The 26,885-nt window shown below is 61.9% G+C and carries 16 protein-coding genes and 1 pseudogene; 14 read left to right on the top strand and 3 right to left on the bottom strand.

From position 1 onward, the window contains the following. The first annotated feature begins 14 nt into the window (after positions 1 to 14). The 8 genes from dgcA (at position 15) to AACY42_RS05345 (ending at position 14,939) form a co-directional block, all read left to right on the top strand. A complete protein-coding gene (gene dgcA / locus AACY42_RS05380; RefSeq protein WP_339477356.1) occupies positions 15 to 2,075 on the top strand; it encodes a dimethylglycine demethylation protein DgcA in 2,061 nt (686 codons plus the stop codon). Between the two features lie 169 nt (positions 2,076 to 2,244). Continuing rightward, on the top strand, positions 2,245 to 4,194 hold the full coding sequence (gene dgcB / locus AACY42_RS05375; protein WP_339477354.1) for a dimethylglycine demethylation protein DgcB: 1,950 nt from the start codon (positions 2,245 to 2,247) through the stop codon (positions 4,192 to 4,194). After that, entirely contained in the window at positions 4,194 to 5,414 is a 1,221-nt protein-coding gene (etfA, locus tag AACY42_RS05370; protein WP_339477352.1) for an electron transfer flavoprotein subunit alpha, read from the top strand. Before dgcB ends, etfA begins: the two co-directional genes overlap by 1 nt. Before the next feature lie 13 nt (positions 5,415 to 5,427). Continuing rightward, a complete protein-coding gene (etfB, locus tag AACY42_RS05365) occupies positions 5,428 to 6,198 on the top strand; it encodes an electron transfer flavoprotein subunit beta (RefSeq protein WP_339477350.1) in 771 nt (256 codons plus the stop codon). A gap of 320 nt (positions 6,199 to 6,518) precedes the next feature. Beyond that, a complete protein-coding gene (locus AACY42_RS05360) occupies positions 6,519 to 7,085 on the top strand; it encodes a GNAT family N-acetyltransferase (RefSeq protein ID WP_339477347.1) in 567 nt (188 codons plus the stop codon). A 1,042-nt stretch (positions 7,086 to 8,127) separates the two neighbouring features. Next, a complete protein-coding gene (locus AACY42_RS05355) occupies positions 8,128 to 11,580 on the top strand; it encodes a GMC oxidoreductase (protein ID WP_339477342.1) in 3,453 nt (1,150 codons plus the stop codon). Between the two features lie 218 nt (positions 11,581 to 11,798). Continuing rightward, a complete protein-coding gene (locus AACY42_RS05350) occupies positions 11,799 to 13,667 on the top strand; it encodes a c-type cytochrome (protein ID WP_339477340.1) in 1,869 nt (622 codons plus the stop codon). Positions 13,668 to 13,694: 27 nt separating this feature from the next. After that, positions 13,695 to 14,939, top strand: coding sequence for a metallophosphoesterase (locus AACY42_RS05345; protein WP_339477339.1), 1,245 nt, complete (start codon positions 13,695 to 13,697; stop codon positions 14,937 to 14,939). A gap of 106 nt (positions 14,940 to 15,045) precedes the next feature. On the opposite strand, the gene gbcA is transcribed toward AACY42_RS05345, so the two are convergent. Then, entirely contained in the window at positions 15,046 to 16,341 is a 1,296-nt protein-coding gene (gene gbcA / locus AACY42_RS05340; RefSeq protein ID WP_339477336.1) for a glycine-betaine demethylase subunit GbcA, read from the bottom strand. 282 nt (positions 16,342 to 16,623) lie between these two features. Here gbcA and gbcB point away from each other — a divergent pair, with 282 nt between their 5' ends. Next, positions 16,624 to 17,724 (top strand): glycine-betaine demethylase subunit GbcB, encoded by a 1,101-nt coding sequence (gene gbcB, locus AACY42_RS05335; protein WP_339477334.1) that lies wholly within the window; start codon positions 16,624 to 16,626, stop codon positions 17,722 to 17,724. A gap of 172 nt (positions 17,725 to 17,896) precedes the next feature. Here the strand turns inward: gbcB and AACY42_RS05330 are convergent. Together AACY42_RS05330 and AACY42_RS05325 are read right to left on the bottom strand one after the other, a co-directional pair. Continuing rightward, positions 17,897 to 18,431 (bottom strand): annotated as a pseudogene (locus tag AACY42_RS05330) (REP-associated tyrosine transposase). Positions 18,432 to 18,667: 236 nt separating this feature from the next. Then, complete coding sequence (locus AACY42_RS05325; protein WP_339477331.1) at positions 18,668 to 19,708, bottom strand: threonine aldolase family protein; 1,041 nt, start codon at positions 19,706 to 19,708, stop codon at positions 18,668 to 18,670. 195 nt (positions 19,709 to 19,903) lie between these two features. Here AACY42_RS05325 and AACY42_RS05320 point away from each other — a divergent pair, with 195 nt between their 5' ends. From AACY42_RS05320 to AACY42_RS05300, 5 genes are all read left to right on the top strand, one after another. Continuing rightward, positions 19,904 to 20,608, top strand: a complete 705-nt coding sequence (locus AACY42_RS05320) for a TraX family protein (RefSeq protein ID WP_339477328.1) — start codon at positions 19,904 to 19,906, stop codon at positions 20,606 to 20,608. A gap of 272 nt (positions 20,609 to 20,880) precedes the next feature. Then, positions 20,881 to 22,134 (top strand): serine hydroxymethyltransferase, encoded by a 1,254-nt coding sequence (glyA, locus tag AACY42_RS05315; RefSeq protein WP_339477325.1) that lies wholly within the window; start codon positions 20,881 to 20,883, stop codon positions 22,132 to 22,134. A 21-nt stretch (positions 22,135 to 22,155) separates the two neighbouring features. Further along, positions 22,156 to 23,406, top strand: coding sequence for a sarcosine oxidase subunit beta (locus AACY42_RS05310; RefSeq protein ID WP_003177603.1), 1,251 nt, complete (start codon positions 22,156 to 22,158; stop codon positions 23,404 to 23,406). A 14-nt stretch (positions 23,407 to 23,420) separates the two neighbouring features. Then, positions 23,421 to 23,750: a sarcosine oxidase subunit delta gene (locus tag AACY42_RS05305; RefSeq protein WP_212797906.1), complete on the top strand. Its 330-nt coding sequence runs from the start codon at positions 23,421 to 23,423 to the stop codon at positions 23,748 to 23,750. Further along, positions 23,747 to 26,764: a sarcosine oxidase subunit alpha gene (locus tag AACY42_RS05300; protein WP_339477305.1), complete on the top strand. Its 3,018-nt coding sequence runs from the start codon at positions 23,747 to 23,749 to the stop codon at positions 26,762 to 26,764. Before AACY42_RS05305 ends, AACY42_RS05300 begins: the two co-directional genes overlap by 4 nt. The last annotated feature ends 121 nt before the right edge of the window (positions 26,765 to 26,885 follow it).

The following is a 26,885-nucleotide window of genomic DNA, read 5'->3' as shown; positions in this document are numbered from 1 at the left end:
TCGAGGATCGCGCCATGGCTTTTGAAGCAATGTTCCAGCCGATCCAGATCGGCAAGCTGACCATCCGCAACCGCGTGCTCAGCACCGCGCACGCCGAGGTCTACGCCACCGACGGCGGCATGACCACCGACCGGTACGTGAAGTATTACGAAGAGAAGGCCAAGGGCGGCATCGGCCTGGCGATCTGCGGTGGATCGTCCGTGGTCGCCATCGACAGCCCGCAGGAGTGGTGGAGCTCGGTGAACCTGTCCACCGACCGCATCATCCCGCACTTCCAGAACCTGGCCGACGCCATGCACAAGCATGGCGCCAAGATCATGATCCAGATTACCCACATGGGCCGTCGCTCGCGCTGGGATGGCTTTAACTGGCCGACCCTGATGTCGCCGTCTGGTGTGCGTGAGCCGGTGCACCGTGCCACCTGCAAGACCATCGAGCCGGAAGAGATCTGGCGGGTGATCGGCAACTATGCCCAGGCGGCACGACGTGCCAAGGCCGGTGGCCTGGACGGTGTCGAACTGTCCGCCGTGCACCAGCACATGATCGACCAGTTCTGGAGCCCGCGGGTCAACAAGCGTACCGACGAGTGGGGCGGCAGCTTTGAGGGCCGGATGAAGTTCGGCCTGGAAGTGTTGAAGGCCGTGCGCGCCGAAGTGGGCGACGATTTCTGCGTGGGCATGCGCCTGTGCGGTGACGAGTTCCACCCGGACGGTTTGTCCCACGAAGACATGAAGCAGATCGCCAAGTACTACGACGACACCGGCATGCTCGATTTCATCGGCGTGGTGGGCTCGGGTTGCGACACCCACAACACCCTGGCCAACGTCATCCCGAACATGAGTTATCCACCGGAGCCGTTCCTGCACCTGGCCGCCGGGATCAAGGAAGTGGTCAAGGTTCCGGTTTTGCACGCGCAAAACATCAAGGACCCGAACCAGGCTACGCGGATCCTGGAAGGCGGTTATGTCGACATGGTCGGTATGACCCGCGCCCACATCGCCGACCCGCACCTGATCGCCAAGATCAAGATGGGCCAGATCGACCAGATCAAGCAATGTGTCGGCGCCAACTACTGCATCGACCGTCAGTACCAAGGCTTGGACGTGCTGTGCATCCAGAACGCCGCGACGTCCCGTGAATACATGGGCGTGCCGCACATCATCGAGAAGTCCACCGGACCGAAACGCAAGGTGGTCGTCGTGGGTGCCGGCCCGGCCGGGATGGAAGCGGCGCGTGTGGCCGCTGAACGCGGGCACGATGTGACCTTGTTCGAGAAGAAAGAATTCATCGGCGGACAGATCACCACGGCCTCGAAAGCCCCGCAACGGGACCAGATCGCCGGTATTACCCGCTGGTTCCAACTGGAGCTGGCGCGGTTGAAAGTCGACTTGCGCCTGGGTGTGGCAGCTGATGCGGCAACCATCATGGACGTGCGTCCGGACGTGGTGGTGCTGGCCGTCGGCGGGCATCCGTACCTGGAGCAGAACGAGCACTGGGGCGCCGCCGAAGGGCTGGTGGTCAGCAGCTGGGACGTGCTCGACGGCAAGGTTGCACCGGGCAAGAACGTGCTGGTCTACGACACCATTTGCGAGTTCACCGGCATGTCGGTGGCTGACTTCCTCGCCGACAAAGGCAGCCAGGTCGAGATCGTCACCGACGACATCAAGCCGGGCGTGGCCATTGGCGGGACGTCGTTCCCCACCTACTACCGCAGCATGTACCCCAAGGAAGTGATCATGACCGGGGACATGATGCTGGAGAAGGTCTACCGCGAAGGCGACAAGCTGGTGGCGGTGCTGGAGAACGAATACACCGGTGCCAAGGAAGAGCGCGTGGTGGACCAGGTGGTGGTGGAAAACGGCGTGCGGCCGGACGAAGAAATCTACTACGCGCTTAAGGAAGGTTCGCGCAACAAGGGCCAGATCGACGTCGAAGCCCTGTTCGCGATCAAGCCGCAACCGTGCCTGGAACAGAGTGGCGACGGCTACCTGCTGTTCCGCATCGGCGACTGCGTGGCCCAGCGTAATACCCACGCGGCCATCTACGACGCCCTGCGGTTGTGCAAGGATTTCTAACGGCTTGTGGATAACCCTGTGGGAGCAAGGCTTGCCCGCGATAAATGCGACACGGCGCATCTGACTGACCGAGTCGATCGCATCGCGGGCAAACCTTGCTCCCACAGGAATCGAGCAAGACATCCAGGTTTCTGTGCCTGCAAGACCTGAGGTCTTTGGGAGCTTCACCATGCTGAACACCCTTCTTCCCATCCTGCTGTTTGCCGCCCTGGGCCTCGCGGTCCTTGGCGCCTTGCGGCGGGTGAACATGTGGCGTCGCGGACGACCGGCCAAGGTCGACCTGATCGGCGGTCTTTTCGCCATGCCCAAGCGCTATATGGTGGATTTGCACCATGTGGTGGCGCGGGACAAATACATCGCCAATACCCACGTCGCCACGGCGGGTGGCTTTGTGCTGGCGGCGCTGCTGGCGATTCTGGTGCATGGTTTCGGCCTGCAGAACCGCATTCTGGGCTATGCCTTGCTGTTCGCCACGCTGCTGATGTTCAGCGGCGCGATCTTCATTGCCCTGCGTCGTCGTCATCCACCTTCACGGCTGTCCAAAGGCCCGTGGATGCGCCTGCCCAAGAGCCTGTTTGCGTTTTCCATCAGTTTTTTCCTGGTGACCTTGCCGGTCGCCGGGATCTTGCCGGCAGACTTCGGGGGCTGGGTATTGGTGGCGTTGTTGGGCCTGGGCGTGCTTTGGGGTGTGTCGGAAATGTTCTTCGGCATGACCTGGGGCGGGCCGATGAAACATGCCTTTGCCGGGGCCTTGCACCTGGCCTGGCATCGCCGCGCCGAACGCTTTGGTGGCGGCCGCTCAACCGGCCTCAAACCTTTGGACCTGAACGACCCCGCTGCACCGTTGGGCGTTGAGAAACCCAAGGATTTCACCTGGAACCAATTGCTCGGTTTCGACGCCTGCGTGCAGTGCGGCAAGTGCGAAGCGGCCTGCCCGGCGTTCGCCGCCGGCCAGCCGCTGAACCCGAAAAAGCTCATCCAGGACATGGTCGTCGGCCTGGCCGGCGGTACCGATGCGAAGTTCGCTGGCAGCCCCTATCCGGGTAAACCCGTGGGCGAACACAGCGGCAACCCGCATCAGCCGATCGTCAACGGCCTGGTGGACGCCGAGACCCTGTGGTCCTGCACCACCTGCCGGGCGTGCGTCGAGGAATGCCCGATGATGATCGAGCACGTCGATGCCATCGTCGACATGCGCCGCCACCTGACCCTGGAAAAAGGCGCCACGCCAAACAAGGGCGCCGAGGTGCTGGAAAACCTCATCGCCACCGACAACCCTGGCGGCTTCGCCCCGGGCGGGCGGATGAACTGGGCGGCGGACCTGAACCTGAACCTGCTCAGCGAGGTGAAATCCACCGACGTGCTGTTCTGGGTCGGCGACGGTGCCTTCGACATGCGCAACCAACGCACCTTGCGCGCCTTTGTCAAAGTGCTCAAGGCGGCGAACATCGACTTTGCCGTGCTCGGCCTCGAAGAGCGCGACAGCGGCGACGTGGCCCGGCGCCTGGGTGATGAAGCGACGTTCCAACTGCTGGCCAAGCGCAATATCCAGACCCTGGCCAAATACAGTTTCAACCGTATCGTCACCTGCGACCCCCATAGCTTCCACGTGCTGAAAAACGAATACGGCGCCTTCGATGGCAACTACCTGGTGCAGCACCACAGCACCTACCTGGCCCAAATCATCGACGCCGGGGCACTGAACCTTGGCCAGCACAAGGGCGACAGCGTGACTTATCACGACCCGTGCTACCTGGGCCGCTACAACGGCGAATACGAGGCGCCGCGCCAGGTGCTGCGTGCGCTGGGTATCGAGGTCAAGGAGATGCAGCGTTCCGGTTTCCGTTCGCGTTGCTGCGGCGGTGGCGGCGGTGCGCCGATCACCGACATCCCGGGCAAGCAGCGGATTCCCGACATGCGCATGGACGACATTCGCGAGACCGGCGCCGAACTGGTGGCGGTGGGTTGTCCACAGTGCACCGCCATGCTGGAAGGCGTGGTCGAACCGCGGCCGATGATCAAGGACATTGCCGAACTGGTGGCCGACGCGCTGCTGGAAGGCACGGCCCCGAACAAACCGGTGACGCCAGTCAAACGTGAACCTGCGGAGGTGCATTAATGAGCGACATCATCCGCCGCGACCCTCGCGCCGAGTGGATCGCCCGCAACCGCTTGCACCCGCTGCATGCGGCCATGCAACCGGTGCAGCATAGCTGGATGGGGCCCAATGGCATCATCCGCAAGAACGTTCATGGCGTTGGTTTCATTGGCCCTAACGGCATCAAGCGCATCGACCGCAGCGGCGCCCAGCAGGGTGGCGCGAGCAAGCGTACCGCCGCCGCTGAAGTGCAACTGCCGCTGCATCAAGTAGCGCAGCCGGCGTTCTACATCAGTGTGGTGCCGGACATGGTCGGTGGCCGCCTCAGCAGCCACGACCGCGATCTGCTTGGCCTGGCCCATCAGCTTGCCGGTAGCGACGGCGCAGTGTTGGCGGTGGTCTTCGGCGAGCACAAGGAAAGCACCTTCGCCACGGCGGGTGTCGACCGCTTGCTGGTATTGGAAGGCGAGGCCTTCAGCGGTTATGCACCGGAGCAACGGGTGCAAGGCCTGCGGGCTGTGGATAACCAATTCAGCCCACGCCATTGGCTGTTGCCTGACAGTCGCAGCGGTGGCGGCGAACTGGGCCGACGCTTTGCCGCCGCCTTGGGTGAACGCCCGGCCACGCGGGTCTGGCAGGTCAAGGGCGAAGAGTGCATCGGCCGTGCCGGTGCCGGCCTGCAGGACCTGGCTCGGCCGTTGGCGCGCTTGATCCTGGCGGCGGCCGAATGCGCCGAGCCGGTCAGCGACACCCGCCACGAAGCCTTGCCGGTGGAGTTATCCACAAGCGTGGCCCGCAGCTTGTCGCGTATCGAAGACCTCGGCGCGGTGGCGGTGGACCCGGGCGCGATCCCGATGGCCGAGGCCGAATTCATTTTCTCCGGCGGCAACGGGGTCAAGGACTGGGATCTTTTCCACAAGACCGCTGCGGCCCTGGGCGCCACCGAAGGCGCTTCGCGGGTGGCGGTGGACGACGGTTTCATGGCCCGGGATCGCCAGGTCGGTGCGTCTGGCACCTGGGTCACGGCGCGGGTCTACGTGGCCGTGGGGATTTCCGGGGCGATCCAGCACCTGCAGGGCATTGGCGCCTGCGACAAGGTGGTGGCGATCAACCTCGATCCGGGTTGCGACATGATCAAACGGGCGGACCTGTCGGTGATCGGTGACAGCGCGGCGATTCTCCAGGCCTTGATCGCGGCGGTAGAGGCTTACCGCAACGAAGCCAAGCGCGATGCGGCTTAAGAAGGATAAGTTGATGAGTACCCAAGTGATCAGCCTCGTGTCCATCGGCGCCCACCCCACTTCCGGGCGACCCCGGCGCGCCGAGCAGGACGCCCGGGCCGTGGAATTGGGCCTGCAACTGGCCGGCAGCGACCTGCAAGTGCTGCACGCCGGGGACGTGGCCGAACCGGCCCTGCGCGCCTACCTGGGCATGGGCCTGGATGAACTGCTCGTGCTGGAAAACCCCGTCGGCGCCGACGCGTTGCCGGCCCTGACCGATTACCTGCGTGACGCCGGCGCCCAAGTAGTGCTCACCGGTAGCCAGGCGGAAACCGGCGAAGGGTCGGGCATGTTGCCGTTCCTGCTGGCCGAGAATCTCGGTTGGCCGCTGGTGGTGGGGCTGGCCCAGGTCGAATCCATCGACGGTGGCGTGGCCCTGGTGCTGCAAGCCTTGCCCCGCGGCCAACGGCGCCGTCTCAAAGTGCGCCTGCCGTTCCTGGCCACTGTGGATAACGCTGCGCCAAAACCTCGGCAAAGCGCCTACGGCCCGGCCCGGCGCGGGGCGTTGCATGGCGAGGAAATCGAGGTGATCGACGACAGCTTGCTGGCGGTGGCGACCCTGCAACCGGCCAAGCCGCGACCCAAACGCTTGAAAGTGATCAAGGCCAAGAGCGGCGCCGACCGCATGAAAGCCGCCACGGCCAAGGCCAGCGGCGGAGGCGGGCAAGTGCTCAAGGGTGTGAGCCCGGAGGCGGGGGCCGAGGCGATTCTCAAGCTGCTGGTGGAGGAAGGGGTGGTTCGCTAGACTCAGGCTCAAGACAAAAACTGTGGGAGCGGGCTTGCTCGCGAAGGCGGTGCAGCAGTCGACATAAGGGTTGCCTGACACACCGCTTTCGCGAGCAAGCCCGCTCCCACAATTGAGATGCGTGTTACCCACAATCCCTGTGCGCCCCTCTGTGGATAACCTGTTCGGCCCTCGCCGCACACGGCGCCAATCGGGTCGTCCAGGCCTTTGCTTAAAAAACGATCAACCTCAACATCCGGCCATAAACCTGCTGGCCCGGCGTGCTGCCGCGCCACAAACCTGCGCATGAAAAAACGCTTGTCAGCCAATGGAATCGATCAATGGAAGTTGAATTTCGTCCGGCCTTGCCCACGGATGCGTGGGAGATCGCCCATCTGTTCCGGATTTCCTCAGAGGGCGCGTCGGATTACATCTGGAGTCAATTGGCGGGGCCAGGGCAGGACCTCCTGGACGTGGGGGCTGCTCGTTATGCACGAGAAAATGTCGATTTTTCCTACCAGAACTGCCTTGTCGCCCAGGCCAATAGCCGGGTCATCGGCATGATGCACTGTTATGTGACGCGCGAGGATCCGCTGGCGGCTCCGGTGACCGATCCGGTTCTGGCGCCCTACGCCGACATGGAAGTGCCCGACACCCTCTATATCTCAAGCCTGGCCCTGCATGAAGGCTGGCGTAACAGGGGGCTCGGCGCGCGTTTTCTTGAGCTGGCGCAACAGCGTGCCGACCAACTGGCGCTCAAAGGCCTGAGCTTGATCGACTACGCCGCGAATACCGGTGCCCGGCGCTTTTATGAGCGCCAGGGCTTTGGCATCGTCAAAACCTGTCAGGTTGTCCCGCATCCACTGATTCGGGTGACGGGAGAGGCGTACCTCATGCATCGGCCTTGACCGTCATGGCGGCTTCACCAGAACCCTCTGTGGGAGCAAGCCCGCTCCCACAAGTGGAATGCGTGTTACCCACAATCCCTGTGCGCGCCTCTGTGGATAACCTGTTCGCCCCTCGCTGCACCCTATGTAAATCGGGCCCTGCCGGCCTGCGCTCAAAAAACATCCAGCCTAAGCCTTGGTTTTTATTGGCTTTTGTCTGTGAGTAACGGGCCGTTTCAGCCGAAACTTGCCCCCAATCTCTGTTGGCGCTTCTGTGGATAAGATGTTTGCTCTACGCTACAAGCCAGACGGGCCGGGGCGCTCATCGAATTGATCATAAACTGATCAATTTACTTTTTTAGTCAGGAAAACCTCCGGAAAACCTCGATTTATAAGCCGTCCAAGGGTTTTTCCACAGCATCGTCAAAATTACCCCCAAACACTGTTGGTGCTTCTGTGGATAAGGTGTTCGCTCACCTCCACAGACCAAGCATTCCGGGGCGTACAGGCGCTTGATCAAAAAACAACCGATAGACCGGAAAAACCGTCATTGTTCATAAGTCACGGTTTTTATTCACGTTGTCGGTGGAGAAATGCCGGGCATGTGTGCACTTGTCCCCATTTGCTGTGGGTGGCCATGTGGATAACTTGTTCGCCAAACGCTGCAAGCCACGGCCGGCATAGCGAAAATCGCGATAGATCAAATTTCATACAGTTCTAAGTCACACCCTTGACGAGGGTCTTTGGGCTGTCTTCACTTCATGGCACAAGGACATCGCGACTTTATCCACATCAGGTTCAGGGAGAGCACATGATGGATAGCAAGGCCCCCCACCCACACCTGCTTTCATCGGTGACCTGCGTCCCGACACCTCCCACCTCGTTGCACAAACGCACTCATCGTCGCGCCGTCAATCAGCGTGCGCGTCTATAGCGCCCGGGTTTTCCCTGTCGCACCGTTGACTGCCGCCGGACCCTGCAAGGGCCGGTGGCCAGGCGTTCGTGCGCCTGTCGATTTGCAGGCAACCGCAGAGTTGCCCCTTCTGCCTGAGAGGACTTGAACATGACACGGATCTCGACCCCCATCAGTGACATCCAGGAACACTACGACGTGATCGTCATCGGTTCCGGCTACGGTGGCGGCATTGCTGCCTCGCGTTTGTCCCGGGCCGGGCGCAAGGTGTGCCTGCTGGAGCGGGGGCGGGAAATTCAGCCCGGCGAATACCCCAATACCCTGCTCGCGGCCACCGAGGAACTGCAAGTCCACGACCCGGATGGCCACATCGGTTCGCGCACCGGGCTATTCGACCTGCACGTCAACGCCCAGCAGAACGTGGTGGTCGGTTGTGGCCTGGGCGGCACGTCGCTGATCAATGCCAACGTTTCGCTGGAGCCCGAGCCTGGCGTGTTCGAGGACCCGCGCTGGCCCCAGGCGGTCCGTGAGCACCGCGACACGCTGCTCAAGGACGGCTACGCGCGGGCCCGGGAGATGCTCAAGCCTAATTCGTACCCGGCGTCGGAGCCGAACCTGCCCAAGCTGGATGCCCACAAGAAGTCGGCCGATTACCTCAAGCAAGGCGCGCATTTCTACAAGCCGCCGATCAACGTGACCTTCGACAAGCTGCCCAACAACCTCAACCACGTTGGCGTCGAACAGCTACCGTGCAATGGCTGTGGTGATTGCGTCTCGGGCTGTAACAACAAGGCCAAGAACACCACGCTGATGAACTACCTGCCCGATGCCTGGAACCACGGTGCGCAGATTTTCTGCCAGGCCGAGGTGCGGTACCTGGAGCGCGACGGCGATGGCTGGATCGTGCACTTCCAGTACCTGGACAGCGGCCGCGAGATGTTCGCGGCGCCCACCCTGTTCGTGCGCGCCGACATCGTGGTGGTGTCCGCCGGCACCCTGGGCTCCACTGAAATCATGTTGCGCTCGCGGGACAAGGGCCTGTCCATGTCCAGCCAATTGGGCGAGCACATGAGCGGCAACGGCGACATCCTCGGCTTCGGCCACAACTGCGACCAGGTCATCAACGGCATCGGCTTCGGTGCCCATTCGGCCAAGGAGCTGGACCCGGTGGGGCCGTGCATCACCTCGATCATCGACATGCGCACCGAGGGTGACTGGCGCAGCCGCATGGTCATCGAGGAAGGGTCGATTCCCGGCGCGCTCGGCCGGGCCATGGTGCCGAGCATGGCGGCGTTTTCCGAGATGATCGGCGCGCCCACCGACACCGGTTTCGGCGCCAGCCTCAGGTACAAGGGGCGCGAAACCGAGAGTTTTCTGCGCGGACCGTATCACGGCGCACTGCACAATATGCAGACCTACTTGATCATGAGCCATGACAACGCCAAGGGGCGCATGCTGCTCGACAACAAGGACCAGTTGCGCATCGACTGGCCCGGCGTCGGCGAACAGGAGAACGTCACCCTCGGCAACGAGCGGCTGCACCAGAGCACCAAGGCCCTGGGCGGGATCTGGGTCGAGAACCCGATCTGGACCAAGCTGCTCAAGCACAGCATCGTCTCGGTCCATCCGCTGGGCGGTTGCGTGATGGGCGAGGATGCGACCCAAGGCGTGGTCAACCACAAGGGCCAGGTGTTCAGTGGCGCCAGTGGCACCGATGTCTACCCGGGGCTGTACGTGACGGACGGCGCAGTGATCCCCACGTCCCTGGCGGTCAACCCGTTGCTGACTATTTCGGCGGTGAGCGAGCGCAACATGGGGCTGTTGGCGGCCGACCGCGGTTGGATCATCGACTACACGCTGCCTTCAGCCCCGCGCAAAGCGGTGGCGGCGCCGACCCTCGGCGTGCAGTTCACCGAAACCATGAAGGGCTACTTTTCCACCGCCTTCACCCAGCCCCAGGGCACCGACCTCAGCCTGTACGAAGCGGCGGCCAAGCGCGGCAAGACCGAGAATTCACCCATCGAGTTCACCCTGACCATCACCGCCGCTGACCTCAACCGGCTGATCAAGGAGCCGGAACACGCCGCGACCCTGGTGGGCACCCTGGATGCACCGCTGCTCTCAGCGCATCCGCTGGTCGCCAGCAATGGGGTGTTCAACCTGTTCGAGCAGTATCAGGAACAGGTGGGCGTGCGGCACATGAACTATGACATGAAGCTGACCGCTGAAGACGGCAGCGACTATTATTTCAGCGCCTTCAAGACCGTGCCCGAAGACAACGGCGTGCTGAACATCTGGCCCGACACCAGCACCCTGTACGTCACGCTCTATCGTGGACCGGACAAGACCGGTGCGGTGATCGGTTCGGGGGTGATGCACATTCTGCCGGCCGACTTCGCCAAGCAAATGACCACCATGAAAGTACTCAACGCCCGCAATGAGCGTGAGCGCGTGGAGGCACTGGCGCGGTTCGGCAAGTTCTTTGCCGGCATCTTGTGGGAGAGCTACGGTGGTGTCTTCGCTGGCGATGTCTACTTCAACCCGGACGCGCCGCCCCGGTTGAAACGACCACTGGATGCGCCGCCACCGGTGGTGCATTTCTTCCAGACTGAAGACAACGTCGAGCTACGCCTGACGCGTTACCAGGCCGGTACCAAAGGCCCGGTGATGTTGGTTCATGGCCTGGGCGTGGGCTCGAATATTTTCTCCACCGACACCATCCACACCAACCTGCTGGAATATCTCTGCAAGCATGAGTACGACGTCTGGCTGCTGGATCTGCGGGTGAGCATCCTGCTGCCGGCCAGCAAAAATGAATGGAACGGCGACCAGGTGGCCCAGTACGATTTCAAGGCCGCCATCGAGCAGATCCAGCAGGCGACCCTGGCCCGTGACGTGCAGTGCGTGGTGCATTGCTATGGCGCGACGACTTTCTTCATGTCGATGCTGGCAGGCTTGCAAGGGGTGCGCTCGGTGGTCTGCTCGCAGATCGCCGCCGACACGGTGGTCGCCACCGCCACAGGGCTGAAGGCCGGTTTGCACTTGCCGGGGATGCTCGATGCCGTCGGTATCAAGTCCCTCACGGCCTATGCCGACACCAAGGAAAGCTGGTTCAACAAACTCTACGACAAGGCCCTTAACGGCTATGCCCGGATCGAGGCCCAGGGCTACTGCACCAACCCGGTCTGCCATCGCATCACGTTCATGTATGCGTCGCTGTACCGCCACGACACCCTCAACGAAACCCTGCACGACAACCTGCATGAGTTGTTCGGCGAGTCGAACATCCAGACCTTCGAGCACCTGGCGCTGATCGTGCGCAAGGGACACCTGGTGGACTTCAAGGGCAACGACGTCTACATGCCCCATTTCGATCGGTTGAAGTTGCCGATCTGCTTCATCAGCGGTGCCGACAACCAGTGCTACTTGCCGCAAAGCACCCTCAAGACCTACGAACGACTGTGCGAGATGCACGGCCCGCAGTTGTTCAGCCGTCACGAAGTGCCCGGGTACGGCCATATCGACTGCATGTTCGGCAAGGATGCGGTGGTGGATGTGTATCCGATCATCCTTGAGCACCTGGAGAAGACGGCGCTCGGTTGAAGCTCCGTAGGAGCTGGCGAAGCCTGCGATCTTTTGATCTTGATCTTGATCTTGATCTTGATCTTGATCTTGATCTTGATCTTGATCTTGATCTTTCGCTTGAGATTCAAGTGTCTTTGGAAAGATCGCAGCCTCGCTGTGCTCGACAGCTCCTACAGAGCTTAGCGGGAGCAATCTCTGGCCCTGTGTGGTGAGTCAAGAATAAGGAAAAGGGTGCCATGAACACTTACATCCGTTGGTTCCAACGCATCATCTGGGTCGGGATTGTCATGAACATGGTCTTCGCGATCCCGGCGCTGTTTGCGCCGGCGTTGCTGACGTCCATGCTCGGCCTGCCGCCCGTGTTATCCGATCCCTGGCTGGAAAACGCCGGCATGTTGCTGGTGGGCATCAGCCTGTTCTACATGCCTTCGGGGTTCAACGCGCCGCGTTTCGTGGTGCATTCCTGGCTGTGTGTGCTGTCGCGGCTGGTGGCGGTGGTGTTCTGGATCTACCTGATCAACACCAACAACCAGGGCCAGGTGTTTGTGCCGATGTTGATGGGCGACCTGAGCATGTTCCTGATCCTGGGTGTGCTGCTGTACCTGGGCTGCCCGGTGGCCAATCGTCCGTTGGCCTTGCTCTGCGCCGGATGGCGGGAATGGCGCGCCGGCTGGGCGCTGCGCTGGCAGAGCCACGGCTTCAAGGTCGGCACGTTGGTGGTGGTATTGCTGCTGGGTTTCATCGGTTACCAGACCTGGTACCAGATGGTCCGCGAAGTGCCGCAACCGGACTTCGACTCCGACGAAGACCATTACAAATACGCCGCCATCGGCCTGGGTATTGAGGCGCGGATTCCCTACTACCTGTTCGCCGTGCTGCCGCAGATGTGCCCGGAAAGGCTGCCCAAGCCGGGCGGCTACGAGGTATTCGGGTTTCTTTATGAAAACGGCAACGATCTGCCCATCGGCATGGCCAAGCGGCAGCTCGGCTACCCCACGGTGGAGCCCAACTGCGCCCTGTGTCACACCGGCTCCTATCGGGCCAATGCCAGTGACGTCGCGGTTCCGGTCGCCAGCGCACCGGCCAATACCTTGCAACTGCAGGCCTTCCAGTGGTTCGCCTACGAGTGTGCCAGCGATCCGAAATTCACCCCCGATGCGGTGATGGCGGCGATTAATGGCAAGTTCCAGCTGGGTTTCTTCGAAAAGCTCTACAACCGCTACCTGATCATCCCGATGGCCAAGAGCGCGCTGCTCAAGCAGAAGCAGGCTTACGCCTGGCAGAAGCTGCGCCCCGCCCAAGGGCCAGGGCGGACCGACACCTTCAACCCGACCAAAATGGTGGTGTTCGGCTTCCCGGATGACTCCACCATCGGCACCGTGGACCTGCCGCAGGTCTGGAACCAGAAACCCCGCGAGTCCATGTACCTGCATTGGGACGGCAATAACAACAAGATCCACGAACGCAACTACGCAGCGGCGATGGCCGTGGGCGCGACGCCGCAATCGGTGCTGCCGCCCAGCTTCAACCGCGTGACCAATTGGCTGCTGGGCCACAAGCCGCCGGCCTGGCCGTTCGCCCTGGACCAGGCGAAAGTCGCCCAGGGTAAACCGATCTGGGAGAAAAACTGTGCCGGTTGCCATGACTTCGGCCGCAGCGACACCGGCCAGGTCACCACCAACATCGATCAGTTGGGCACCGATCCCCATCGCCTGAACTCCTTCACCACCGGCTTGGTGACGGCATTCCACGGCTTCAAGAAACCACCGTTTGACTTCGGCGCCTACCGCAAGACCCAGAGCTACAGCAACACGCCCACCGACGGCATCTGGTTGCGCGCGCCGTACCTGCACAACGGTTCGGTGCCGACCCTGTGGGATTTGCTGCAAGCGCCGGAACAGCGTCCGCAGGTGTTCTACACCGGCTCCGACATCTACGACCAGGAGAAGGTCGGCTTCATCACCGGCGGCGCGCAGATGAAGGCGTCGGCGGATTTCAAATATGACACCCGCCTGGAAGGCAACCACAACGGCGGCCACCTGTATGGCACGCAGTTGTCGGATGCCGACAAACGGGCCCTGATCGAATTCATGAAAACCCTGTAGTCCAGGGCACTGCGAAGGAGCGTTCACATGTCATTACTGCACCATTGGGAGCATGAGTTCGACAAGGTCAAAGTCCGCCTGCACGGGTTGGTCACGCGGCTGGAGATGTCCTGGAAAAAACTCGTCAACGACCTGGAGCCCGAAGAGTTCGAGGCCATCGTCAAGCTGCTCCAGCGCGGTCACGACCAGGCTCGGCACGTGATCGACCACGGCGATCTGCCGGACGACGAACCGGCCGTGCCGTGGGAGCTGGCCCACGGTCTTTCGATCCTGAAGATCGGCAATGCCAGCGCCTTGCCGCAAACCGAGGACGAGCTACCGACCCGCGTGCTCAAGGACGGCACCTTGCTCGGTTGCCGCAAATGGGAACTGCTGGACCTGTTGTGGAGTGAGGCGTTGCTCAAGTGGATCGAGAACCTGCGCCATCACGCGCAATTCGCCACCAACCCGGCGTTGGTGAAAATGGACAACGACGTCGTGCTGGCCATCGCTGGCGACTGGGGCACCGGGCCGTTCGACAGTCACGCCCCGGCGGTGGCGGTGGCCAACCAGATGCAACTGGCCCTGGCCGATTTCACCATTCATCTGGGTGACGTGTATTACGCCGGTACCCATTCCCAGGAAGACGTCGACATGGTCGGCTGGCCCCAGGGCAAGCATGGCGCGTTCACCCTCAATTCCAACCATGAGATGTACAGCGGTGCCCACGGCTATTTCAAGGAACTGGCCAAGCGTTTCCCGGTGCAACAGGGCACCAGTTACTTTGCCTTGTACAACGACGACTGGCTGGTGGTCGGCCTCGACAGCGCCTACGCCTCGGACGTGATGAATTTGTACATGGACGGCACCCTCAATACCCAGCAGATCGAATGGATGAAGACCCTGCCCAAGCGCAAAAAGCTCATGGTGCTCAGTCATCACCAGGGTTTTGATATTTCCGGGCACAACAAAACGGCGCTTTACCAACCGGTGTGCGATGCCTTGGGGCGTGAGCCGGACTATTGGTATTGGGGGCATTTGCACAACGGTATTTGCTACGCGCCGCAAGGCGGGTTGCATGCGCGCTGCGCCGGGCATGGGGCGATCCCATACGGCACTACCAGCGAGTTGAACGGACATGCCGGGGTGTTGTGGTCGGAAACGCAGCTGGCGGGGGACAAGGCATACCCGCAACGGGTGTTGAACGGGTATGTGAAGGTGCGGCTGGTGGGGGAGGAGATTGTCGAGACTTTTTATGGGGAGGATGGGTCGGTGCGGTGGTCTTCCCAGTAATCGGGTGAATGTGAGGCTGCTATCGCGAGCAGGCTCGCTCCCACATTTGATCTTCGGTGCGCAAAAGATTTCTTGTGGGAGCGAGCCTGCTCGCGATGCTTCTGACTTAGCTCTGGACCGGAACACCTTTGAGGTACGGCGCAGGTTCGGCCCCCAGGTTGTTGAGCATGCGTTCGCTGTACCAGTCGACGAAGTTCACCACGCCGAACTCATAAGTCTTGGAGTACGGGCCTGGCTGGTAGGCGGTGGAGTTGATGCCGCGCTGGTTTTCTTCGGCCAGGCGACGGTCCTGGTCGTTGGTGGCGTCCCAGACCTGGCGCATGCGCGCGACGTCGTAGTCCACACCTTCGACCGCGTCCTTGTGCACCAGCCACTTGGTGGTGACCATGGTTTCCTGGGCGCTGATCGGCCACACCGTGAACACGATGATGTGGTCGCCCATGCAGTGGTTCCATGAGTGCGGCAAGTGCAGGATGCGCATCGAGCCCAGGTCCGGGTTCTTGATGCGGCCCATCAGCTTGGCGCAGCCTTGCTTGCCGTCCATGGTCATCGACACGGTGCCCTTGAGCAGCGGCATGCGCACGATGCGGTTACGCAGGCCGAAGCTGGCGTGGGCGTAAGGGATCTTCTCGGCGTCCCAAGCGGCGGCGGAGGCGGCCACGTGGTCCTTGAACGCCTGGTCGGCGCGTGGGTCGGTGACGTCGTCCCATTCCAGCAGGCTTTTGAGCAGTTCTGGATGCGCGCCGCTGCAGTGGTAGCACTCGCGGTTGTTTTCCAGCACCAGTTTCCAGTTGGCCTTCTCCATCAAGGTGGTTTGCACCGCCACCTTGGTGTTTTCCATGTCGTAGGGTTCCATGTAATGGGTCAGCGTCGACAGGAAGTCATCGATGGCCGGCGGGTTCTCGGCCAGGCTGATGAAAATGTAGCCACCGGCGGTCTTCACGTTCACTGGCTTGAGGCCGTATTGCTTCATGTCGAAGTCGGCGCCCATCTCGGTGCCAGCGAACAGCAGGCGACCGTCCAGCTCGTAGGTCCACTGGTGATAGTGGCAGACCAGTTTGGCGACCTTGCCCTTGTCGCTGGTGCACAGCCGCGAACCGCGGTGGCGGCAGACGTTATGGAATGCGTGCACCACGCCTTCGGCACCGCGAATCACGATGATCGGGTTCTTGCCGATTTGCAGGGTCAGGTAGTTGCCCTTGGCCGGGATTTCGCAGGTCATGCCGGCAATCAGCCATTCCTTCTGGAAGATTTCCTGCATATCGATATCAAACAGACGCTCATCGCTGTAGAACGGTTGCGGCAACGAAAAGGTGCGCTCGCGCTCTTGCAGCATTTGCGCGGTGGCCTTGCGTGCGGGTTCCAGCGGATCGCCCAGGCTCAGGGTTGCGGTGACGTCCATCATTGTATCCTCATGGCCTCTACGTGGCCGGCGAAAGTGGCTAATCAAATGTGCTACGCAAGGCAGAAAATATTATTTATCTGTTGGGGGCGAGTGTGGGGCCGCGCAGGTGCGCAACCTTATCCATGGGCGACATGGCCCAATCTGTTCCCGACGCGCAAGGTCCTGTCGTTGGGGGCTGGTCGCGGTAAGCATGTGAATGTCGCAGATAGGTAAATGGGCGGTTCGCGCTATAAGCAGAATCGCCTCATAAGAGGCCGACAGTCGGCCGTGGAGATCAGCATGTCCAACAGCTTCCTGAACCCGGTAACCACCCAGACCTGGGCCAATGGTCGTCACATTGTCCGTTGCGTCAAAGTCATCCAGGAAACCTGGGATGTGCGCACCTTCTGCTTCATGGCTGACCAGCCGATCCTGTTCTTTTTCAAGCCAGGGCAGTTCGTCACCCTGGAGCTGGAAATCGAAGGTCAGCCGATCATGCGTTCCTACACCATCTCCAGCTCGCCGTCGGTGCCTTACAGTTTTTCGGTGACCATCAAGCGCGTGCCGGGAGGCAAGGTTTCCAACTGGCTGCACGACACCCTGCACGAAGGCCAGGAGCTGGCGGTGCACGGGCCGGTCGGTCTGTTCAATGCCATCGACTTCTCGAACCCGAAGGTGCTTTACCTCAGCGGCGGCGTTGGTATCACGCCCGTGATGTCCATGGCTCGCTGGTACTACGACACCAATGCCAACGTTGACATGGTGTTTATCCACAGCGCCCGCTCGCCTAAGGACATCATCTATCACCGTGAGCTGGAACATATGGCGTCGCGGATCGATAATTTCAGCTTACACCTGATTTGCGAAAGACACGGGCTGGGCGAGCCCTGGGCCGGGTATCGCGGCTATCTGAACCACAAGATGCTGGAGCTGATGGCGCCGGACTTCATGGAGCGCGAAGTGTTTTGCTGTGGGCCGACGCCCTACATGAACGCGGTCAAGCGTCTGCTGGAAGCTGCTGGCTTCGACATGACGCGTTACCACGAGGAATCTTTCGGCGCCACGCCAGCGGAAGCTCGTGCCGACGCGGTGGAGCAAGCCGAGCAGGCTGCCGATGCCCCGGAAGTCGATATGGCGGACCTGCATCTGGTGGAGTTCACCGCCTCCGGCAAGAGTATTCGCGTGGGGCCGGGAGAGACCGTTCACGCCGCCGCCGCCAAGCTCGGCATGATGATCCCCAAGGCCTGTGGCATGGGCATCTGCGGCACCTGCAAGGTCTTGAAACTGGGCGGGGAAGTGGAGATGGACCACAACGGCGGGATCACCGAGGACGACGAGGCCGAGGGCTACATCCTGTCGTGCTGCAGCGTGCCGAAGGGGGATGTGCGGATCGAGTTCTGACACATGCTCGGCGCAAGGGGAGCGCGGAGCGTCCCGGGCTGCATTCCCACGCAGAGCGTGAGGAACGATCGATTTCACAGCCATCGCGACCTGATCGTTCCCACGCTCCTGCGTGGGAATGCAACCAGGGGCGCTCTGCGTCCCAGCTTCGTCGCAGTCTGCTGTCTATGCGCTAATACCACCGCTGAATCTCAATCAACCCTTCCATCCCCGCATAATTACGCGCACTGGAATAGCGCCAATGTTCCGGTAATTCCACATATCCACGTTTCACCGGGTTGAAATGGATGTAGTCCAGCTTCTGGCGCATTACCGTTTCGCTATAAATCTGCTCCGCGTGTGAGCCTTCTTGCCAGAGCTGATAAACCCTGTCCTGTTTATGGGCTCGTTTGTTGAACCGCAGGCGTTGCAAAGCCCGCTCAGCGCCTTTGCTTTGCAGGTCGTCGATAATCTGGCGTGCCGTAAAGGATTTGAACTGACAGATACTTGCTCAGGTTCGGAGCCTGGGCAACGAAATGCAGATGGTTTTCCAGAACGACATAGCCGAACAGTTGCAAATTCTGATGGGTTTGCTGATAGCGCCAGCAGCACCCGAGCAAGTGATCGACGAGGTAGGGGCCAATGAACAGCGGCAGCCACTCCATCAATGTGCAGGTGAGAAAGTGGGGCTTGTCGGGTTCGGTGATGACGTAGCGGCTCCGGCCCATGGGATGCATTCCTTTGCTGCGGGGAATGACCATCTTGCAGTCTTCGAGACGTTTGGCGATAGACGAAGAGGGCACGAGGCGGGTGGGAATAGTCCGCACACCCTCGATGATCATTCCCACGCTCCTGCGTGGGAATGCAGCCAGGGACGCTCTGCGTCCCCAAGAGCCGAACGCGGAGCGTCCGTAGAGGCGTTCCCACGCAGAGCGTGGGAACGATCATCATGTCGGCCGTTGCTTCAGGCGCTCATCACTTCCCGAATATCCGCCGCCAATTCCCTCACCCGCGCTTCCTCGGTATCCCACGAGCACATGAAGCGTGCGCCACCTTTGCCAATGAAGGTGTAGAAGCGCCAGCCCTTGGCGGTCAGCGCGGCGATGGCCGGTTCCGAGAGTTGCAGGAACACGCCGTTGGCCTGGACCGGGAACATCAATTCCACACTGGGGATGTCGCTGACCAGCTCTGCCAGTAGTTGGGCGCAGCGGTTGGCGTGGCGGGCGTGCTTGAGCCAGGCCTGATTTTGCAGCAAACCGACCCAGGGCGCGGAGAGGAAACGCATCTTCGAGGCCAGTTGCCCGGCCTGTTTGCAGCGATAGTCGAAGTCTTCGGCCAGGTCATGGTTGAAGAACAGAATCGCTTCGCCCACCGCCATGCCGTTTTTCGTGCCGCCGAAACACAGCACGTCCACGCCGGCCTTCCAGGTCAGGTCGGCCGGCGAGCAGCCGAGGAAGGCGCAGGCGTTGGAAAAGCGTGCGCCGTCCATGTGCAGGTTCAGCCCCAGTTCCTTGCAGGTGATGCTGATGGCGCGGATTTCTTCCGGGGTGTAGACGCTGCCGACTTCCGTGGCCTGGGTCAGGGTCACGACCCGGGGCTTGGGATAATGGATGTCCTGGCGCTTGAGGGCGATCTCGCGGATCGACTCGGGGGTCAGCTTGCCGTTTTCGGTGCGTGCCACCAGCAGCTTGGAGCCGTTGGAGAAGAACTCCGGTGCGCCGCATTCGTCGGTTTCGACATGGGCGGTTTCCGAGCAGATCACGCTGTGGTAACTCTGGCACAGTGAGGACAGCGCCAAAGAGTTGGCCGCCGTGCCGTTGAACGCGAAGAACACTTCGCAGTCGGTTTCGAACAAGGCCCGGAAATCGTCCGCCGCGCGGTGGGTCCACTCGTCGTCGCCGTAGGCGCGTTGGTGACCCTGGTTGGCTGCTTCCATGGCCGCCCAGGCCTCGGGGCAAATGCCGGAATAGTTGTCGCTGGCAAACTGTTGACTCTTGTCGGTCATGGCCTTGCTCCTAAGGTAGAGAGTCCTGGGTAAAGATCCCTGGCGGAATTCCCGGGTGGGGCGTTCCCTGGTTTTCGGCGTGCTTGAGTTCACAGCGCCGTGGTCGATGTTGGTGCGCACTTTACCCAAGATTAGCGGGGGAACACACCGGATGTTTCTGTGGGAAAACTACAAAGCTTTTGAGTCGCGGTACACATGAATCGGCGCGAAGGTGCTTTGGATCTGCTCAAATGGTCTGCATTGCTGGCGATGGTGCTCGATCATCTGCGATATGTCGGGTTCTCCGTCGATTGGCTCTACGTGCCCGGGCGGTTGGCGTTCCCCTGGTTTTGCCTGGCGATGGCGGCGAACCTGGCGCGCAACGACGCCAGCACCGCCCCTTGGCGTTACCTGGGCTGGCTGTTGTTATTCAGCGCTGTCAGCGAAATCCCCTATCGCTTGTTCATTCCAGATCCCGCCACTCTGAATGTGATGCCAACCCTGGTGCTGGGATTGTTGGTGGCACGCTGTTGGCAGGCGCCCACCCTGGAGGCGCGATACCTGGCGGCGATGGCGTTGCTGTTGGCGGCGCTGTTTTCGTCGCAACTGATGTTCGGTTTCTTTGGTGTGCTGCTGCCGCTGGCGATGTTGCTGGTATTCAAGCGTCCTTTGTACATGGCCTTGTTACCGGGGCTGGTCTGCCTGGCGGCCAACCAATGGCGGGTGTTGTATGGCGCGGCGTGGCTGGGGGGGGCGGTGGCGTTGTGGGGTCTGGTGACTTGCCTGATCGCGCCATGGTTTGGGCTGATGCTTTTGCGACAGGCGGGTCGTTTTCATCCATTGCCCATGCGGCGCTGGGCTTATGGGCTGTATCCGGCGCATTTTCTGCTGTTGCTCGTGGTTCGCCATGTCGCCGCCTAACCCCGTGGGAGCAGGGCTTGCCCGCGATGAAAGCGCCGCGGTCTGCCATGCCCCGGGGCGCCTGGATCGCGAGCAAGCTTTGCTCCCACAGTGCTATCGCGCAGGCCTTGCTCTCCGACTCTTTGGTCCCATGTCGTAAACGCACCTTTGCGTGGCGTCCATAGGCATTTGACATGCCTGCGCCAGCCATACCATCGCATCCAAAGGGCACGACCGAACGGTCCGTGCCTCACCGAGACGAAAGGCGCACCGCCGCCGCTGGGAGAGACGCGATGTTCAGCAAGCAAGACCAAATCCAAGGCTACGATGATGCACTGCTGGCGGCGATGAACGCCGAAGAGCAACGCCAGGAAGATCACATCGAACTGATCGCGTCAGAGAACTACACCAGCAAGCGCGTGATGGAGGCCCAGGGCAGCGGCCTGACCAACAAGTACGCCGAAGGTTATCCGGGCAAGCGTTACTACGGTGGCTGCGAGCACGTCGACAAAGTCGAAGCCCTGGCCATCGAACGCGCCAAGCAGTTGTTCGGCGCCGACTACGCCAACGTCCAGCCGCACTCCGGTTCTTCGGCTAACAGCGCCGTGTACCTGGCCTTGCTGCAGGCCGGCGACACCATTCTGGGCATGAGCCTGGCCCACGGCGGTCACCTGACCCACGGTGCCAAAGTGTCGTCCTCGGGCAAGCTCTACAACGCGGTGCAATACGGTATCGACACCACCACCGGCTTGATCGACTACGACGAAGTCGAGCGCCTGGCGGTCGAGCACAAGCCGAAGATGATCGTTGCCGGTTTCTCCGCTTACTCCAAGACCCTGGATTTTCCACGTTTCCGCCAGATCGCCGACAAGGTTGGCGCCCTGTTGTTCGTCGACATGGCCCACGTTGCCGGACTGGTCGCCGCCGGTCTGTACCCTAATCCACTGCCTTACGCCGACGTGGTCACCACCACCACCCACAAGACCCTGCGCGGTCCACGTGGCGGCCTGATCCTGGCCAAGGCCAACGAAGAGATCGAGAAGAAGCTCAACGCCGCGGTATTCCCCGGCGCCCAGGGCGGCCCGCTGATGCACGTGATCGCCGGCAAGGCGGTGTGTTTCAAGGAAGCGGCGGAGCCTGGCTTCAAGGCTTATCAGCAGCAAGTGATCGACAACGCCCAGGCCATGGCTGGCGTGTTCATCAAGCGCGGCTACGATGTAGTGTCCGGTGGCACCGACAACCACCTGTTCCTGGTCAGCCTGATCCGTCAGGGCCTGACCGGCAAGGATGCCGATGCTGCCCTGGGCCGCGCCCACATCACCGTCAACAAGAACGCCGTGCCGAACGACCCGCAATCGCCGTTCGTGACTTCGGGCCTGCGCATCGGTACCCCGGCGGTGACCACGCGTGGCTTCAAGGTGGCCCAGTGCGTCACGCTGGCCGGCTGGATCTGCGACATTCTCGACAACCTCGGCGATGCCGATGTCGAGGCCAATGTCGCCCAGCAAGTGGCGGCCCTGTGCGCGGACTTCCCGGTTTATCGCTGAGTCGGTTTTGGAGTAATGACTATGCAACGCTATTCGGGCTTCGGCCTCTTCAAGCACTCTCTCAGCCATCACGAAAACTGGCAGCGGATGTGGCGCACGCCGACCCCGAAAAAGGTCTATGACGTGGTCATCGTCGGCGGTGGCGGGCATGGCCTGGCGACCGCCTACTACCTGGCCAAGGAGCACGGCATCACCAATGTGGCCGTGGTCGAGAAGGGCTGGTTGGGCGGCGGTAACACCGCGCGCAACACCACCATTGTGCGCTCCAACTACCTGTGGGACGAATCGGCCCACCTGTACGAACACGCGATGAAACTCTGGGAAGGCCTGTCCCAGGACCTGAACTACAACGTGATGTTCTCCCAGCGTGGCGTCTACAACCTGTGCCACACCCTGCAGGACATCCGTGATTCCGAGCGTCGCGTCAGCGCCAACCGCCTCAACGGCGTGGACGGCGAGTTGCTCAACGCCAAGCAAGTGGCCGACGAGATCCCGTACCTGGATTGCTCGAAGAACACCCGCTACCCGGTGATGGGCGCCACCGTCCAACGTCGCGGCGGCGTGGCCCGTCACGATGCCGTGGCCTGGGGCTTTGCCCGGGCGGCGGACGCGTTGGGCGTGGACCTGATCCAGCAGACCGAAGTGATCGGTTTCCGCAAGGAAAACGGCGTATGCATCGGCGTCGAAACCAACAAGGGCTTCATCGGCGCCAAGCGCGTCGGCGTGGTGACGGCCGGTAACTCCGGACACATGGCCAAGCTCGCGGGCTTCCGCCTGCCGATCGAATCGCACCCGCTGCAAGCGCTGGTGTCCGAGCCGATCAAGCCCATCATCGACAGCGTGATCATGTCCAACGCCGTGCACGGCTACATCAGCCAGTCCGACAAGGGCGACCTGGTGATCGGCGCCGGTATCGACGGCTACAACGGCTACGGCCAGCGTGGTTCGTACCCGGTGATCGAACACACGGTCCAGGCCATCGTCGAGATGTTCCCGGTGTTGTCCCGCGTACGCATGAACCGCCAGTGGGGCGGCATCGTCGACACTACGCCGGACGCCTGCCCGATCATCTCCAAGACCCCGGTGCCGAACATGTTCTTCAACTGCGGTTGGGGCACCGGCGGCTTCAAGGCCACCCCGGGTTCGGGCAACGTCTTCGCTGCAAGCCTGGCCAAGGGTGAAATGCACCCGCTGGCCGCGCCGTTTTCCATCGACCGTTTCCACAACGGTGCCCTGATCGACGAACACGGCGCTGCTGCCGTCGCCCACTAACAGGAGAAATCCCTATGTTGCACATCTTCTGTCCTCACTGCGGCGAACTGCGCTCCGAAGAGGAATTCCATGCATCCGGCCAGGCGCATATCCCGCGCCCATTGGATCCGAACGCCTGCACCGACGAACAGTGGGGCGACTACATGTTCTTCCGTGACAACCCACGCGGGTTGCACCATGAGTTGTGGGATCACGTTGCCGGTTGCCGCCAGTACTTCAACGCGACCCGTGACACCGTGACCTACGAGATTCTCGAAACCTACAAGATCGGCCAAAAGCCGCAGTTCACCGACAAGGCTGACAGTCCGAAAGCGGCTGCACAGGCTCTGGGAGAGAAGGTATGAGCCAGATCAATCGCCTGTCCAACGGCGGACGGATCGACCGCAACAAAGCGCTGAGCTTCACCTTCAACGGCCAGACCTACAAAGGCTTCGAAGGCGATTCCCTGGCCGCTGCGCTGCTGGCCAACGGTGTCGACATCATTGGCCGCAGCTTCAAGTATTCGCGCCCTCGCGGCATCTTCGCCGCCGGAGCCGAAGAGCCGAACGCGGTGCTGCAGATCGGCGCCACCGAAGCCACGCAAATCCCTAACGTGCGCGCCACGCAACAGGCGCTGTACCAGGGGCTGGTCGCCACCAGCACCAACGGCTGGCCGAACGTGAACAATGACATGATGGGGATTCTCGGCAAGGTCGGCGGCAAGCTGATGCCGCCGGGCTTCTACTACAAAACCTTCATGTACCCGCAATCGTTCTGGATGACTTACGAAAAGTACATCCGCAAGGCCGCAGGGCTAGGTCGCTCGCCGACCGAGAACGATCCGGACACCTACGACTACATGAACCGTCACTGCGACGTGCTGATTGTCGGCGCAGGCCCCGCTGGCCTGGCTGCCGCATTGGCCGCGGCCCGCAGCGGTGCCCGAGTGATCCTGGCCGATGAGCAGGAAGAGTTCGGCGGCAGCCTGCTCGACTCCCGCGAGAGCCTGGACGGCAAGCCAGCGACCGAATGGGTCGCGGCGGCGGTGGCTGAACTGCGCTCGATGCCAGAAGTGGTGTTGCTGCCTCGCGCCACGGTGAACGGTTACCACGACCATAACTTCCTGACCATCCACGAGCGCCTCACCGACCACCTGGGTGACCGTGCGCCGATTGGCCAGGTGCGCCAGCGCATCAACCGCGTCCGCGCCAAGCGCGTGGTCCTGGCGACCGGTGCCTGCGAGCGCCCGCTGGTCTACGGCAACAACGACGTGCCGGGCAACATGCTCGCCGGCGCGGTGTCCACCTACGTGCGCCGCTACGGCGTGGCACCGGGCAAGAAACTGGTGCTGAGCACCAACAACGACCACGCCTATCGCGTGGCCCTGGACTGGTTCGACGCCGGCCTGCAAGTGGTGGCCGTCGCCGATGCGCGCAGCAACCCGCGTGGAGCGCTGGTGGAAGAAGCCCGCGCCAAGGGCATTCGCATCCTCACCGGCAGCGCCGTGATCGAGGCCCGTGGCAGCAAGCGCGTCACCGGGGCCCGTGTTGCCGCGATCGACGTCCGTGCTCACAAAGTCACCAGCCCCGGCGAATGGCTGGACTGCGACCTGGTGGCCAGCTCCGGCGGCTACAGCCCGGTGGTTCACCTGGCTTCGCACCTGGGCGGCAAGCCGATCTGGCGTGAAGACATCCTCGGTTTTGTGCCGGGCGAAGCACCGCAGAAGCGCGTGTGCGTCGGCGGTGTGAACGGTGTCTACAGCCTCGGTGATACCTTGGCTGACGGTTTTGAAGGCGGCGTGCGCGCGGCCAACGAAGCCGGCTTCAAAGCGGTTGGGGGCGTGTTGCCCAAAGCCTTGAGCCGTCACGAAGAGCCGACCCTGGCGCTGTTCCAGGTGCCTCACGAAAAATCCACTGCACGGGCGCCGAAGCAATTCGTCGACCTGCAGAACGACGTCACGGCCGCCGCCATCGAACTCGCTACCCGCGAAGGCTTCGAGTCGGTGGAACACGTCAAGCGCTACACCGCACTGGGCTTCGGTACCGACCAGGGCAAACTGGGCAACGTCAACGGCCTGGCCATCGCGGCCCGTTCGCTGAACGTGAGCATCCCGCAGATGGGCACCACCATGTTCCGTCCGAACTACACGCCGGTGACCTTCGGCGCGGTGGCTGGCCGGCACTGTGGGCACATCTTCGAGCCGGTGCGTTACACCGCGCTGCATGCCTGGCATGTGAAAAACGCTGCCGAGTTCGAAGACGTCGGCCAGTGGAAGCGCCCTTGGTACTTCCCGAAGAACGGCGAAGACCTGCATGCCGCGGTCAAGCGCGAATGCAAGGCCGTGCGTGACAGCGTTGGCCTGCTCGACGCCTCGACCCTGGGCAAGATCGACATCCAGGGCCCGGATGCCCGCGAGTTCCTCAATCGCGTCTACACCAACGCCTGGACCAAGCTCGACGTGGGCAAGGCTCGCTACGGCTTGATGTGCAAGGAAGACGGCATGGTCTTTGACGACGGCGTAACGGCCTGTCTGGCGGACAACCACTTCCTGATGACCACCACCACCGGCGGCGCGGCGCGCGTGCTGCAATGGCTGGAGATCTATCACCAGACCGAATGGCCGGACCTGAAGGTGTACTTCACCTCGGTCACCGACCACTGGGCAACCATGACCCTGTCGGGCCCCAACAGCCGCAAGCTGCTGAGCCACGTCACCGACATCGACCTGGACAAGGACGCTTTCCCGTTCATGACCTGGAAGGAAGGCCTGGTGGGCGGCGTACCGGCGCGGGTGTTCCGCATCTCGTTCACCGGTGAGCTGTCGTACGAAATCAACGTGCAGGCCGACTACGCCATGGGCGTGCTCGAGCAGATCGTCGAGGCCGGCAAAAAGTACAACCTGACTCCGTATGGCACCGAGACCATGCACGTGTTGCGGGCCGAGAAGGGCTTCATCATCGTCGGTCAGGACACGGACAGCTCGATGACCCCGGACGACCTGAACATGGGTTGGTGCGTAGGCCGGACCAAGCCGTTCTCGTGGATCGGCTGGCGCGGCATGAATCGCGAAGATTGCGTGCGTGAAGAGCGCAAGCAACTGGTGGGCCTCAAGCCGATCGACCCGAATGTCTGGCTGCCGGAAGGTGCGCAACTGGTGTTCAACACCAAGCAGGCGATCCCGATGTCCATGGTCGGTCACGTGACCTCCAGCTATGCCCACAACTCCCTGGGTTATTCATTTGCCATGGGTGTGGTCAAGGGCGGCCTCAAGCGGATGGGCGAACGCGTGTTCGCGCCATTGGCCGACGGCAGCGTGATCGAGGCAGAGATTGTTTCTTCGGTGTTCTTCGATCCGAAGGGGGATCGGCAGAATATTTAATGACTTGAGGGCCCGGTGGGAGCAGTTGTTCGGCGTCGTCTGCATCGCGAGCAGGCTCGCTCCCACAGGAGACCGCATGACCCTTGTGGGAGCGAGCCTGCTCGCGATGGCGGCAGAACAG

It is taken from the genome of Pseudomonas sp. RL_5y_Pfl2_73 (assembly GCF_963970515.1).
In the GTDB taxonomy this organism is placed as follows: Bacteria; Pseudomonadota; Gammaproteobacteria; order Pseudomonadales; family Pseudomonadaceae; genus Aquipseudomonas.
This window is presented reverse-complemented; position numbering and strand designations above follow the sequence as displayed.